Source organism: Pseudoalteromonas luteoviolacea (assembly GCF_000814765.1).
Taxonomy (GTDB): domain Bacteria; phylum Pseudomonadota; class Gammaproteobacteria; order Enterobacterales; family Alteromonadaceae; genus Pseudoalteromonas; species Pseudoalteromonas luteoviolacea_H.
In genome coordinates this window covers 470,081-484,744 of sequence record NZ_JWIC01000007.1, presented here as the reverse complement: position 1 = coordinate 484,744, position 14,664 = coordinate 470,081, and the positions used below count along the sequence as shown (strand labels likewise).

At 37.1% G+C, this 14,664-nt stretch carries 9 protein-coding genes and 1 pseudogene; 3 read left to right on the top strand and 7 right to left on the bottom strand.

All coding sequences use genetic code 11. The features are described from left to right. The first annotated feature begins 406 nt into the window (after window positions 1-406). Window positions 407-2,443 carry an ATP-binding protein gene (locus JF50_RS16445; RefSeq protein ID WP_052262370.1) on the top strand — a complete coding sequence of 679 codons (2,037 nt, stop codon included), beginning with the start codon at window positions 407-409 and terminating at the stop codon, window positions 2,441-2,443. 201 nt (window positions 2,444-2,644) lie between these two features. After that, window positions 2,645-3,121: a hypothetical protein gene (locus JF50_RS16440; protein ID WP_039610498.1), complete on the top strand. Its 477-nt coding sequence runs from the start codon at window positions 2,645-2,647 to the stop codon at window positions 3,119-3,121. Between the two features lie 47 nt (window positions 3,122-3,168). On the opposite strand, the gene rmuC is transcribed toward JF50_RS16440, so the two are convergent. From rmuC to JF50_RS16410, 6 genes are all read right to left on the bottom strand, one after another. Further along, window positions 3,169-4,626: a DNA recombination protein RmuC gene (gene rmuC, locus JF50_RS16435; RefSeq protein WP_039610497.1), complete on the bottom strand. Its 1,458-nt coding sequence runs from the start codon at window positions 4,624-4,626 to the stop codon at window positions 3,169-3,171. Window positions 4,627-4,752: 126 nt separating this feature from the next. After that, window positions 4,753-5,442 carry a response regulator gene (locus tag JF50_RS16430; protein WP_039610496.1) on the bottom strand — a complete coding sequence of 230 codons (690 nt, stop codon included), beginning with the start codon at window positions 5,440-5,442 and terminating at the stop codon, window positions 4,753-4,755. After that, on the bottom strand, window positions 5,442-5,648 hold the full coding sequence (locus JF50_RS16425) for a hypothetical protein (protein WP_039610495.1): 207 nt from the start codon (window positions 5,646-5,648) through the stop codon (window positions 5,442-5,444). The genes JF50_RS16430 and JF50_RS16425 overlap by 1 nt, the downstream gene beginning before the upstream one ends. Window positions 5,649-5,952: 304 nt before the next feature. Next, complete coding sequence (locus JF50_RS16420; RefSeq protein WP_039610494.1) at window positions 5,953-9,051, bottom strand: DEAD/DEAH box helicase; 3,099 nt, start codon at window positions 9,049-9,051, stop codon at window positions 5,953-5,955. A 146-nt stretch (window positions 9,052-9,197) separates the two neighbouring features. Continuing rightward, window positions 9,198-10,163 (bottom strand): ParB N-terminal domain-containing protein, encoded by a 966-nt coding sequence (locus tag JF50_RS16415; RefSeq protein WP_039610493.1) that lies wholly within the window; start codon window positions 10,161-10,163, stop codon window positions 9,198-9,200. A gap of 18 nt (window positions 10,164-10,181) precedes the next feature. Continuing rightward, complete coding sequence (locus tag JF50_RS16410) at window positions 10,182-11,411, bottom strand: AAA family ATPase (RefSeq protein ID WP_039610492.1); 1,230 nt, start codon at window positions 11,409-11,411, stop codon at window positions 10,182-10,184. A gap of 708 nt (window positions 11,412-12,119) precedes the next feature. Here JF50_RS16410 and JF50_RS16405 point away from each other — a divergent pair. Further along, window positions 12,120-13,335: pseudogene (locus JF50_RS16405) on the top strand (replication protein A). Between the two features lie 59 nt (window positions 13,336-13,394). Here the strand turns inward: JF50_RS16405 and JF50_RS16400 are convergent. Beyond that, window positions 13,395-14,267: a DNA replication terminus site-binding protein gene (locus JF50_RS16400; RefSeq protein ID WP_039610491.1), complete on the bottom strand. Its 873-nt coding sequence runs from the start codon at window positions 14,265-14,267 to the stop codon at window positions 13,395-13,397. Window positions 14,268-14,664: the final 397 nt, after the last annotated feature.

Below are 14,664 nucleotides of genomic sequence, written 5' to 3'. Positions count from 1 at the left end.
TCTCAGTATAAGATATCAAGATCAAGTTTTTACCCACTTTACTCACTACGGATCAGAAAAATACTAGCCCCATGCATTTTTCATCATCAATGTCGTTAAATGTGAATAATTCCACTTTTTCACTCTGCTTAATCTACAAAAATGAGGGATTTGCTGCAATGTTAGCAATAGTAGCAAGCACCACGCCCCTTTTTTTCAATTCAAATCAATTTTTTACTAACATCCATACTCAAACAGATCTACTTTTTACTAAGTGTTTTTCTCTATAAATCATATTTTTACTAACAGAGCATATTTCAGGGCTCGATTTTACTTACTCCTATGCTGTAAACCCCCTTTACATGATCCATATTTGTCACACATTTGTTGCATAGGATGCGAGCGTCTTGATTTAAAATGAAAAAATATGAAAAAAATATTTGTGCCTTTGCTTTTGACTTGCATAGTATCTTCTAAAACAGCTAGTGCGAGTATAGATATTGAGGAATTAAAGCAACTTGAGAAGCAAGGAAAGTATCAAATAGCGCTCGACTTAATAGAGCCGTGGCGATTAGAAAACCTACCTCAAAAGAAGGCATTAGAAGTACTCTTAATTCAAGCAGAAATTTACCGCAAACAAGGTTTATTTGAAAAAGCGCTATCCACACTCAATCATATTGAGCAAAATCATTATTTAGATACTCAGCTAATACGCACAATTAATAATGAAAAAGGGATCAATTACCGCCGCATGTCTCGACTCATTGAGGCGGAAGAACATTATTATAAGGCATTAAAAGCAGCTCAAGAGTTAGAGGATAAAACGCTCATTGGACTGGCTTATAGTAATTTGGGCACATTGTATGACCACAAGAATCAACTTGCCCAAGCCATGCAATTTCAACTCAAAGCACAAAGTTATTTGAAAGACAGCAGTGATCACGGTATTAAAGCCAGTAACTTCTATAACTTAGGCGATATCTCTGTCAGGCTCGATGATTATGAGCAAGCCGAAATATTTTTCCGTTGGGCACTCGGGGAAGATAAAAAAGACGGCAATATCGTGGCAATTGCAGACAGTGCTCTGCGCCTTTCTCAAGTTTCCTACAAGAAAGATAATCACCAAGTTGCTATCGACAACATATATGAAGCGCTTAAATACTTAAAACAAACCACCGCCAATGAAAGCCTTTCTCGTGCATACCATATGCTAGCAAGTAGTTATATGAAGCTTGATCAAGGCGATGCAGCACTGATAAATGCACACTTAAGTTTAGACTTTGCCAAAAAAGCACAAAGCCAAATTCAGCTTATTTACGCACATATCAGCGTATCTCAAGTATATCTGCACTTAAAGCAGCCACAAGTCGCCCAAAGCTATGTCCTTGAATTGGAGAGGTTGGTTAATGCTGAAAGTCATAGTCCTTTGGCCATTCATTATCATGAGGTTGCTGCCGAGCTCGCTGAACAAACCGGTGATATGGAAATGGCATATACTCACATATATCAAGCACTGAGTTCCCACAAAGCAACAAGCGAGAAGTTCAATAATCAAAAAGCTGAGACCTATCGCAATAGTATTGGTAGCCTAGTTCAGCGTCAGCAACTTGAGGTCTCAGAAAAAGAAAAAGCACTGGCGCAAAGCGAGCTAAAACATACAAAGCTTATGCAAAAGTCTTGGCTAATCGCCGGGATGTCTGCTTTATTTATTTTCTCATTACTCACCTACATATACTTTATAAAACATCGCACAGCGAATTTATCAGCAAAGTTATATCAGCAAAACTTAAAACAAAAAGAGAAAATGCTGGCCGATATTTCCCATGAGCTTCGCACCCCTTTGAGTGTATTGAAACTGCATATTGAAGCGCTAGAGCATGGGCTTTTTGAAGATAACAACAAAGCGTATAGTAAAATCAATGAGAAAATATCTCAGCTTAACTCTCTCATCACAGATGTTTATCAGTTATCCCAGGCAGAAAATAATGCCATAGCGCTCAATGAGCAAATTCAATGTGTGCAAACCTTGTCGCAAAATTACAGCTACGATATTAAGCGAATGACGGAAAATCACGCGCTATCATTTAGCAGTGAGATCAGCATCCCAGAAGGCGCGACCATTAATATTGATAAACCCAAACTAGATAGGGTCGTCAATAATTTATGTAAAAACACGTGTTTGTATACAGACAGCCCAGGACGCGTCGTTTTTAAGATGTATCAAGATAAAAGCCATTTAAATATACGGATTGAAGATTCATCACCGACTGTATCTGACGAAGAATTGCCTAAACTTTTCGAACGCCTGTATCGAGTAGAAAGTTCTCGTAGTCGAGCAACAGGAGGGTCTGGCCTTGGCCTATCCATTTGTAAAAGTTTAATAGAATTGATGTCTGGCACAATTGACATCAAACGCAGTCATTTAGGCGGATTAGATATTTCTATTGCTTTACCGCTGAAATAAGACACGACTTACAAAAAGTCACTTACAACAATGTAGGTGGCTTTTTCCAACTAAAGGGTCAAAAAGTAAAGCTAATACAAAAGAATTAATAAAGGAAATTTTTTACCCAACTGATCCGAGCTCTTTACTCCTCCACATTGATCCATTTTTTATCCACATTGCATTGTTTTAATAAGCAACATCAACGGGAGGAATTTACTTATGACACAGCGTACAATGAAACACAATGAATGGGTCAAAATTGCCGAAAGAAAAAGGCATAAGAACAAAGTTCGATCCAAGAAGAATGTATTACCTTTTTGGTCTTTGCTATTAGCTGGCTTTTTAATACTGGCTTCTGCATGGAACTACTGGGTAGACAATCATTCAAATCAAGTTGTGCATGCTGAAATAAGTAAAGATGCCCAAACGCGCATTGACCGTTACTTTTCTAAGCAATATATGATGGGTAGTTGGAAACTTAGCCGAATTAGCTTTAATGACGGTGAGTTGAATGTGTTTGTTCAAATCCCTACACCCTTAGCAATGACCAGTAGCGAGATTAAAAGCTATATAAAGCAGTCTCTTTGTCCACACCCTAAGAGTACGGTGTGGAATGATGTTAAAAACAACTCACTATTCATTTATCTGTACTCAGATAAACCAAGAAATGGTGATTATGCGTTGTGTACTAGATAAAGTGTGTAATAAGTCAAAAAGGGCGTTAAGCCCTTTTTTTATGCCTTTTATTTGAGCTCTAGCTTCGCTTTTTCTAACATCTCTTCAGGCAATTCCTTGGTTACTGAAACCCCTAGCTCTTTAAACTCAGAAGCTTGTTTTATCAAATTTCCTTTACCTGAATACAATTGTCCCAGTGCTTTGTCATACGTTTCTTGCGCTTTGTCTAGCTGTTTACCAACGCCCTCTAAACTGTGTAAAAAGCTGTTGAGCTTGTTGTAAAACTTCTCAGCGCGTAGTGCTAACTCTTTACTATGCTTGCTCTGCTCCTCAAAGCGCCACAGCTGTTTCACAATGTTCAAACTGGTTAATAAGGTTGTCGGGGTCGCCACTAACACCTTATTCTCAAGTGCATATTGATAAATTTCTGGGTCATACTTAATCGCTTCAACAAATGCTGATTCAACTGGAATAAACATGATAACCACTTCTGGAGAATTTAGGCCTGGTAATCGCTCATAGGATTTGTCTCCAAGCTCTTTAACTCTCGCTTTAACAGCAATAACATGCTCTTTCAGAGCCTGCTGTGCGGCTATGTCATCCTGAGCGTTAACATATCGAGTATATGCATTAAGAGATGTTTTTGCGTCAATGACTAAATGACGACTCTGGGGTAGATACACAATTACATCTGGGCGATATTTCCCTTCATTCGTCGTGAAACTGACTTCACGTTTATAATCATAACCCGGCCTAAGGCCTGCACTGTCTAAGACATTTTCCAACATCAACTCACCCCAATTACCCTGAGTTTTAGTCTGACCTTGCAGCGCTGTCGTCAATTTACTCGCTTGATCTGTCATTGCTTGGTTATTTGCCTGCAAGTGAAGTAGCTCTGTTCTTAACGCGGCACGTTGCTTTAACTCCTCACTATGAATGGCCTCCATTTTATCTCTGAAACCTTTAATCTCTCCCTGTACTGGGTTTAATATCGTTTGCAGCTTTTCTTGACTATGTCGTGCAAATTGTTGGCTTTTTTCATCAAAGAGTTTACTCGCTACATTTTCAAACTCTTGCTTTAAGGTATTTTTTGCTTGTTCCAATTGCGCTATTTGCGCGTCAAATGCCAATTGCTTTTCAGCCAGTTTGGTTTCCATATCTGTTAACTGCAAAGCCAGCTGATGGGCTTCGTTTTGGGCTAATTCCGCCTTAGATTGTGCTTGTTGCCATAACCCAGAATATTCTTTTATTTGGGCATGTTTTTCTGCAAGCCTAGCTTGATATTGTTGTGCTTCACCATGAGTTTTTAGCTGCAACTGTTGTGCAGAGGCGAGTTGCGCTTTCAACTCATCATGTGCCGCTTCTAATGCCTCAATTTTACTTTGAGACAATGCATGTAAAGCGCGCGCCTGTTGCTTTGATAAATAGGAGAGAATAAAAAAAACTAAACCGGATAACACTGCACCAGAGCCGAAAAGTCCAAATGCAATTTGCCAAGGCAGCGAGGAAAAACTAGTCCAAAGCATAATATGACTCTAACAATTAAATCTAGTTAAATCATACATCAGAGTCAGCTTTCAATCACTTAGAAGAGCAATATAACTGAAATAAAATAATGTGCTAACCGACGCCAGCACATATAAAAAGGGAGTCTAGCTATTAATATGTTGTTCGTTAAATCGATATCCTGCACCATACACGGACTCAACGATTTTGGGGGATATTTCGATATTTTTAATCTTCTTGCGGATATTTTTAATATGGCTATCAATAACCCGATCAGAGATATCAAAGTTATCTGGCTGTATATGATCTAAAATTTGCTGACGAGAAAACACGCGATTCGGTGCATTGTATAGCATGGCAAAGACGTCAAATTCTACTTTGGTTAAACTCAGTGATTGGCCTTTTAGCGATACTAACAGTTGCGACTCGTTTACTTCAATATCAGGTGCATCAGCTAGCACAGGGGCACTACAGCGGCGCAAAATTGCTTTGATGCGCATCACAAGTTCAGCCGCACTGAACGGCTTACACACGTAATCGTCAGCGCCAAATTCAAGCCCTTTAAGTCTATCCGACTCAGAAACCTTCGCTGTTAGCATCACGATGGGCACCATGGAAAACTCTCGGATTTGCTTCATACACTCAACACCATCTTGATTTGGCAACATTATGTCCATTAAGATGGCATCTGGGCTGTTATCTCTTACCCAGCTCACCACTTCTGCACCGTCGGCAATATGCGTTATTTCAAAACCTGAAGCCTTAAAAAACAGCATAACTTGTTCTGCTATATCAAAATCATCTTCGACGATCAAAATGTGGTTTTTTTCTTCCATTAGTTTCTCTTACTGGCTTTTAACACTCGTAGTTGCCGCTTCACTTGGTTTTTAAGATCTGATGACAATGTATCGTCAAATAACAATGTCGTTAAAATGCTTGTCAAATCTTCAGAGCCTGCAACTTCATTAATAAGATCATAGTCGCACAGCGATTGTGGTTCAATAAAGTTTAACTGCGAAATCGTATTTTCATAGCACAACATAATAACCCACCCTTAAGTCCAATTCATTTGGTTTTCGTTTTCCTATGAGTGTATTAAAGTGAAAGAATGTGGATCAAATGTGGAACAAAGCAAGAAATGACAGCCAATACCATTACACAACATTACACCGCTTTATTAAAAGAAGTTGAAGGGCAGAAAAAAGAAAACCAGCTCAATTGAGCTGGTTATTACAAATTTTGCTATGTAATTAATAAAGGGGGAAATCAACATGTGCTCACTGCTATGTACTCTCACAATGCGCATAATAATAGACTGCCCACTTAGTCATTAGTTCAAAATAATTTTAACTTTTTATCAATTCGAGCATTTGTGCTTCATTAAATTGATTAAGATTAACACCGGTATCAGCAAATAGCGCATCAACCAACGCCTGTTTATCCTTTTGCATCTGATAAACTTTCTGCTCAATAGAGTTGGCAACAATCAACTTATACACAAATACAGGCTTATCTTGCCCAATGCGGTACGCTCTATCAGTCGCTTGGTTTTCAACTGCAGGGTTCCACCAGGGGTCGAAATGAATCACCGTATCAGCCTGAGTTAGATTCAATCCCGTGCCGCCAGCCTTCAGAGAGATCAGAAAAACGTCAACCTCGCCTTCAGTAAAGCGAGCTATCGCTTTGTCTCTGTGCCGAGTTTGCCCTGTGAGCTTAGTAAACGGAATTTGTATCTCTTCACACAACTCGGAAATCATATCCAAAACCGTGGTGAATTGACTAAAAATAATAATTTTTCGACCTTCTTTTAATAAGATAGGTAAATGTTCTTTTAACCACTTAAATTTAGTACTTTGTTGATGTGCACCAGTTTTATCCACTAACTCAGGGTGGCAACAAATTTGCCTCAATTTAAGCAGTGCATCTAAGAAAGCCAATTTACTACTTTCAACACCTTGCTCTTTAAATAGGTCAATTAAACTGGTTTCAATTTGTCCCTGTACATGTTGATAGAGTGATGCTTGCTCTGGCATAAACTCAAGCTTTTTAATCAGCTCGGTTTTAGCGGGTAGCTCTCGTACCACTTCGGACTTTGTTCTTCGTAAAATAAACGGCGCGATGAGAGATTGAAGCTCTTTAGCTCGCTTACTATCTCGCTCTTTTTCAATAGGGAGTTGGAAGTTTTGTTTAAACTGCTGCTTAGTGCCAAGTACATCTGGCATCACAAAATCTAAGAGGGATTTAAGCTCCATTAAATTGTTTTCAACAGGTGTTCCACTCATACAAAGTTTGAACTCCGCAGAAAGCTGCTTTACACATTTCGAAATTTGCGCAGTTTCATTTTTAATATATTGGGCTTCATCAAGCACGATGGAATCAAAATGTAATTCTGAGTAATGAGCTAAATCACGTTTTAGGAGCGGATAGGTTGTAATAATAAAACGTGCTTGTGCAACTTGATTTAATTGTTTGTCTCGATTGCTGCCATGGACAGTTAGTACAGGTAAATGAGGCGCAAATTTCTTAAATTCATTTTGCCAATTACCCACCAAAGAGGTAGGACATACAATTAACGATGGTTTAGTTACTAACGTATTGTGCTGGGAAATAAAGTACGCGATTACCTGAAGGGTCTTACCAAGGCCCATATCATCCGCCAAAATCCCCCCCAGCTGATGCCGGTTTAAGAATTTAAGCCAATTTACACCTTGTAGCTGGTAATCTCTTAGAGTGAATCGACCTTGTCCATCAGCCAAGGCAGCGGCATTCGTGTTTATTGGTTTATCAAGTTCAGCTAAGTAATCTAAGAGTCGAGCATCATCTGAGACACTTTCTACACAATCTAACTCGAATAGTTTCTTAGCATAAGATAAAGGGAATTTAAATTGAGAACTAGATAAATAGTAACTAAATCTAGATTTAAGTAGTAGTAACTCCTCATACACGCCTTTCGAAATAGCATAATATTGCTGAGCTATTTGAACGTACTGGAATGTATTGGCGATAGAGTTCACTTCATGACAAGGCGCTTTATCCCAATCAAGTAGAATTTGTCTATCATCAAACATAACTCTACCGATAACATGATGCTTTTTATCACGTTTAAGCTGCAATGTGACTTTAGGCAATAACACCTTTTTGGCACTTTGTATTTCTTCAACCTGCCACATCTTACCTTGTAAATAAGGTCTTACTTCACAGTTATACCAATGATAAGCCACCTCATCCTCTACAGGCAGCTTAAACCCACCTCCCTGAGCTTCGAAGCCTAAGCCGAGCAGCATTTTTTCACATCGATTTAGCTGCTTTTCGGTTGAATATTTCTTGGCAGAGTCAAACAATGACAACGTAAGGTGTGTGTATTCCCGTTCATTGACTGATAACTTCGCAACCAATTTATTTTTATCGATTAAATTTTCATAACCTTGTGGAGGTGGAATGACATTGTCAGCAAAGATATCCTGAAAACGTTTTATTACTGCTTCAATTTTATCCTTTTGGATAGTCGGCATAGTGTGTAAATGCGCAATTTCTTTAGCACTCAGTTCCGACTCGATTCGTCCAAGCAACATATTTTCAGTGTCAAGATACACGGGCGGATCAGACTTAATTAACAGCCATTGCTCAACTTCAGATAAGTGGCTGACCAACTTGAAGTCATTATTCTCTATTTGCCAAGAAAAGTGCAAATGCTGCATATGGCCAAACTGAAGTGGTTTACGACTATTACCAAAGAAACAACGCTTGGTTGAGGCTAGTTGTTGGAGTGCTGCGAACCCCCACTTACCTGATAATTCAAAATGTCCGGGTGTATTTTGAGAACGTACCCAACTGAACAATCGGTAATCACTTTCAAGAATGTCTTTGGGTGGAACATGCGCATTAAGTTGTTTTTCAGTGAGCACACGCCCTAACGGGTAGTGGCCATCCGGCTTATGCGGTGACATTTTTGGGTTTAATAATACTTCATTGCCACGTTGCTCTAAGACAAACAGAAGTACGTTAGATGCATCTAAATCTGTTGATTGTTGAAGCGCTGAAAGCTCATTAAACCAATCATTGACTAAGAAAGACTCTCCAAAACCACCAGAGTGATCAACCTTCAGTTTTAATAACACAGCCGCAATGTGACGGCATTTGGGGTTATTAGAACATGAGCACTGTGCTTCTACAGAAGGTGTACCTTTAACTTGCTCAATTTTAATGTGCTGCGTAAAGGTATTGCCATAATTACCTAGGACTTGTGCATCTATTCTAGAAAAGTCTTCACTGTGTTCTAAAAAAGATATCTGGTCATCATTTAGGTACTCTTTAGCCTTCGTTAACATAGCAGAATTAAAATACTGCTTTAAAAAACGATCTGACAAAGGAAACTGTGACGACTGTTCCTGTTTAATTTCTTCAAATAAAGCTAATAGTTGCTCTTTAGATAACTGCGAGGACATTTCTTAACAAGTAATAAAACGTAAAGGGCCAGTATATGAAATTACCGTTTTGAGCTAAAGAGCCAAATGGGACTAAATTATGAAAAATTGACTGGTTGGATGTCAAAAAATATAAAAAAGGCCTAGAAGATCTAGGCCGCAACATACTAATTAAAACTACTTAACAGTTTTTGCAACTGCTCTAAACGTTTATCTGTCAGTACTTTATCATCAATTTTTACAGTTATAGCGCCTGAATTAAGACTGCGTTGCACTTTGACGTACTTATTTTCAAGTAATGCCTCAGAACGGCTAATAGACTCATCATTAAATGTCGTTAAGTACTTTGTAATAGCAATAGCTCGCTTTTCATCACTCATTTCTTCACTAAGAAGTGACTGCTCCGAGAACTGAGCTAACTTTGTATTAAACTGTTCGGGTTGCTCTTTACTGGCGTTTATAAGCTTTTTAGCAACCTCCCGGCCTAAATGGTTTGGCGTAGGATAAAGCAAAACGACATCACGTTTTATGTGTTGGTATGCTTTAATAGCATCAGCAACTGCGGTATGTGAAACGCCCTCTATGGCAGCAATTTCACGATATGAGCCCTTACTACCTACCTCTTGCAACTTTGCACGGGTTTGTTCATAAGCTTTACCTAATTCCCATAAGCTCGGAGCGATATACTGATCTGAAGAAACAGCTAATACCTTAGCATCTTCATTGGTAAAGTCTTCTGAAGTTAAAACTACATAGTCTGCTTTGGCTATCAGGCAAGCTTTTCGCCTTCTAGAACCAGATAAGACTTGAAGCTGCCCATCTTTTTCCCAACAGAGTGCCGGATGCATATTTCTACCGTCACTTTTAATTGCAGGCAGAATGTCAGCAACTGATTTTTCGTTTAATAAAGATTGCTCTCGTCGGTTTTGACCAAATACAGCTGTGTTATGCTCAATTTTTGAAAATGGGATCACTTCACACTTTAATTTGATCATTCTATTAGGATCGCTAGGTGATGGCATTTCTACAACTTCACCTACGTTTGTTTGACCAAGAAGTTCATCCAAGCTGCTATTTTCTACAGGTGTTGCAAAGGGATCTAATCGAGTGTCATTTTTACGTTTTCTAGCCATTGTTTAACCTTGGTTTTTTTAATCTAAGCTTGACTGAGTTGAGGCCCAATTTGAACGAATTAGCATTTCTAATTCATCAACGACATCTTTAATATTTTCTTGAGCACGGAGCAAAGATTCTCTGCTTGCTAGTGAATCAGAAGTTTTTTGATCGAAGATGGTATTGAAAGAAGATGAACTTGCTGTAATTGCAGAACTATGATTAATGGGATAACTCATAACTTGGCGGCCAAATGCGGTTCTAACATCTTTCACAATATCACGTTGGGAGTGATTACCTTTAACGTAGTTTGTCACCAAAAATTGCATGAAGTCCCAACCTTCATGACCAAGGGCTGCGACGGTATGATAGATCTCCCCAAGCCTTTTTAGATATTTGTTGTTCGCATCAAAATCAACAGCTTCAGGGTGAACAGGAATTAACATCGCTGTAGACGCCATGAGTGCGTTATAGAACATAAAATTAAGAGAAGGCGCTGTATCTATTAAGATAATATCGAACTCGTCTTGTACTGGCTCTATGACGCGTTCCTTAAGTTTATGGTAATGTCTTGTTTGTTCATAACCACTCGATTCTTTTAATTCAGTCGCAGTTTCGTGCTCGAAGTAAAAGTCATCCATACCAGATGGTAAAATTCGAATATTAGGTATATGTGTTTTTTGGAAAGAGTCACCAACGAGCTGTGACCACGTTTCACCTTCATCTAACTCGATACAGTCACGCATTAGATCGCCAACAGTGATCGGCTCATGATCATTTGAAGGGAAGAAACTAGAAGATGATCCCTGAGGATCTAGATCAATTATGCCGATCCTGTAACGTTTAATATTCGTTGTTGCCAGGGCGGCAGCGAGATTAACTAAAGAAGTAGTTTTACCACAGCCACCTTTTAAACTGTTAATCACAATAACTTGGAGTTTGTCACTGGTGTCTCTGTGATCAGCTTTGATCCCAAGGATATCAGCCATAGCAAAAATGTTACTTAAAGTGTAAGCATAGTGACCATTGGCACCTTTTTGAATTTGTAACAGATCAAAGTCACCTTGATCGTGTCTTCTTTTCAATGTGCGATTATTTACACCTAATAAATCAGCTGCAGCTTTTTGTGTATAAGTTCGGAGCTCTTTATCATCAGATTTCAGATGTGCTCGATAATGTTGTATTCGACCTTCAAGAGATTGTTCTGCAACTTCAGCGGTTGCTTTCAACAATTTATAAGTAGAAAGTGCGTTGCTATTTATAGACATACGTATAATCCTTAAGTTTATACATAATATTATAATGTCCACTTATTAAAAGGTAAACTTATAAAATAGAAGACATCCGAAAAATTTGTGATTTCTAAAGTTTGATAAGTTTAATAAAGAAGTTTAAGTATGTTTAAATATATAGGTATATAAGGTTAAAGGAGCATAATTGTTTCATAACGCATTGTTTTTTATATATTTTAATATTTTATCTAGATCAACAAAATACGTAGTAAAGATCAGATCTATTACTACTGACAGATCAAAATAATACTAACAGCACCCAACGTTATTTATATAATAACAGCTTATCCACAATCTTATGAACAAAATTGACCTGTTAGATCAAAATTATACTAAGCAAAATGATGTAGTTATCAACAAACCTTTAAAAAATAACAAATATTAGTATATATAGATCTGATCTTTACTACGAATAGATCAGATCTTTACTAAATTAGCTTGTTGTTATGCACAAGCCTGCGTCAAACAAGGGGAAAATAGGCCTTTTTTGAAAATGTTTGGTCCGAAAAAACATAAAATTAGTCTTCTCTTAGTAAAAAATTGATCTTTGAAAGCGTACTAGTAAGTAAAATACTGATCTATGAAAAAACTTGAGAACAGATCAGTTTTTTACTAACTTTAATTATTAACTTTTTGCTTTGAATGTGTTGTTATTAGCTGTCGGAAGAATCAGGAAGTAAAAACATGAGCCGCAAGGTAAACATCTCTGTTGACAATTTGCCAGACTCACTGCGTGGTCAAATTCATGGCGTTGAGAGTGCAATTGATAACGAAAGTTTAGCCCTCTTTACAGATAACAAAGATGTACGAATTTCAATCGAAAATACCAATCATGGCCTGAGAGCATATTCAAATACTTTTAATCATTATGATTTGTGGGGTAGGTTTGTTCGTTCTGGGTATAAAAAGTTGCCATTAGAAGAAGCGCCTAAGAAAACCATAATTACAAGACGAATATCCGAAAAGGTAGATGGAATTTTATACGATGGTGAAATAAAAATTACACCTGCGGTAGTAAGTAGTAAGAAAGATGGTGAAGAAACAGAGTTTTTGGTTTGGCCATCTGATAGGGAAGAAAAGGTTGAGCGAGCGCTAATTCGTCTTGCTTCTAAAGGAAAGATAGTAAAAATAAATTTTAAGTCCGGTATTCAATATGCCGTTATTTTTTCTATGAATGAACTAGCCCAAGAGCTAAAAGCTGTTGGGCAATCGATGCCTTATCCACAAATTAAAGAGTCATTAGAAGCACTTCAGGGTTCTAAACTGTCTTTTAAGTATCGTGCGACTGATACAAAAAATACAGATGTAGATGATTCTTTTTATGAATCTAATATGAATTTCTTATCTTCCTTGCATTTTAGTGGTAAAAAAGGTCAGGGTGGTAATATTAAGTGCGTTGCTTGTCTTAACGCATTTGTTCACAATATGATCGATAACTTAGAGTATAAAGGTTACTACTTTAATAGTGCACAAGAATTGAAACGCGGATTATCAAGATGGATGATGCTAAGACTTTATCATTTGTGGCGATATGCCGCTCCCGGTAAAACCTATCATTTTAGACTGCTTTCTATAATGGAAAAATATGGTTCTATATACTCTACAGACGAAATAACTGATAACAAGCTAAAAAGCATTGCGTCGAGATATGACCACTACGATGAAAGACTTAATCGAAAAAGGTGCTATATCTGAATATAATATCTCAAATGTCAAAGATGATGACACTGGTCGTATCGTAGATTATGTTTATGAAATGCATCCTTCTACTCAATTTTGTGAAGAAATTTTAGCCTTAAATAAACACAATAAGCGAATTGAAATTCAGGGTGGAAAAAGACTTGTTGAAACTGCTGAAATTATCGACGAAGACATTCTAGAAGAAATAGTTAAGAAATAAAGTAAAAAAGGCTAGTTATGTTAAATTAGCCTTTTTTAAAAAATATACTGCTTAGAGACTTAATCTTGTAAGTTTTCAAGATATATCCTCTCTATAAGATAAGAATAATCTTTTTTCCTCACGTCTATGTTCTTTGCACTGTAGCTAGTAAGAGTTCCTACCTTTGTTTCTTTTTGTGGATTTAATAAGATGAAAGGCAGTGCGCCACTGACATGGTAACGATTTTTGGCAGTAAACCGAATGTTTACCTCTGGAGTTACTCTTGTTGGCCTTTTTATACGCAATTTACTTTTTTCGCTTAAACTTGATACTCGAATTTTTTCTGACTCTACAATTTGTTGCCAACTCTGCTGGTCAATAACTCTCGGATTAGAGTATCCAGAAGATTTATGGAGCATTTCGAGTGCCTGTTTTTTAGACAGTGTTGTTGTTGAATGTTTTTTCATCCATGTGAATCGGACAGAGTAGGGGATTGCATCTTCAAAGTGTATTTTTCGATAAGCTGCTAGTGTAATTAAGTTTGGAATTGCATTATGTACTGCTTCGAATCTTGCGTCGTTGCTCGATATTTTTAGAATGAGTTCTTTTAAGTTATCTTTTGCTTTATTGACTTCTAATAGTCGAGCTTTTAACTTCCCTTCAAAATCATTTACCGAAATAAGTCCTGGATGGCGCGTTAATATTTTACTGCTTTTTTTTTCACCTACAAATAGATCTTTATAGCCTGTGAGACATTTTTCAAAAGCATCACTCCCGGATAGGGAATTAACTTGAATATAATCTGGTGCTTTTTTTTCATCTTCTTGTGTTACGTCGGGTAATTGAAAGTAGTTACAATTAACAACCTCAGCTATTCTAAGATCCTCACATAATAAGTTTATTTGTTCACTTAAGTAATCAAAGTTACTTCTTAATTCAAATTTGGAAGCCATTATAAATGTATAAGTATGATGTGTTCCTTTTATTATATAAAAATATAGACAACTTTTCTAATGTAATTTATAAAATTGAAATTGGTTTCAGTTTAAGAACACATCATCCGAAAAATATTCAGATGACAACCTCGAGAACTTATTGGCGACTTTTTTAATATTTTATAAATAGTTGATAAATTACATTAAGACAAAAAGTATGATGTGTTCTTTTTAAAATACCAGATTTTGTATTATTTTCAAATTATTTATTGATAAGAAATAATATGTGTAGTGAGTTAGGTAACTTCATAGTCGCTAGGCCTACAAATATAAAAAAGGATTTGGATTAGAGTAAAGAGTTTGGATTAGAGTAAAGAGTTTGGATTAGAGTAAAGAGTTTGGGTTTAATAAATGG

Bases quoted from the DNA above. Each gene is read 5' to 3' on its own strand.
- JF50_RS16410 (WP_039610492.1), bottom strand. From the start codon at position 11,411: ATGTCTATAAATAGCAACGCACTTTCTACTTATAAATTGTTGAAAGCA.
- JF50_RS16440 (WP_039610498.1), top strand. From the start codon at position 2,645: ATGACACAGCGTACAATGAAACACAATGAATGGGTCAAAATTGCCGAA.
- JF50_RS16445 (WP_052262370.1), top strand. From the start codon at position 407: ATGAAAAAAATATTTGTGCCTTTGCTTTTGACTTGCATAGTATCTTCT.
- JF50_RS16415 (WP_039610493.1), bottom strand. From the start codon at position 10,163: ATGGCTAGAAAACGTAAAAATGACACTCGATTAGATCCCTTTGCAACA.
- JF50_RS16425 (WP_039610495.1), bottom strand. From the start codon at position 5,648: ATGTTGTGCTATGAAAATACGATTTCGCAGTTAAACTTTATTGAACCA.
- JF50_RS16400 (WP_039610491.1), bottom strand. From the start codon at position 14,267: ATGGCTTCCAAATTTGAATTAAGAAGTAACTTTGATTACTTAAGTGAA.
- rmuC (WP_039610497.1), bottom strand. From the start codon at position 4,626: ATGCTTTGGACTAGTTTTTCCTCGCTGCCTTGGCAAATTGCATTTGGA.
- JF50_RS16420 (WP_039610494.1), bottom strand. From the start codon at position 9,051: ATGTCCTCGCAGTTATCTAAAGAGCAACTATTAGCTTTATTTGAAGAA.
- JF50_RS16430 (WP_039610496.1), bottom strand. From the start codon at position 5,442: ATGGAAGAAAAAAACCACATTTTGATCGTCGAAGATGATTTTGATATA.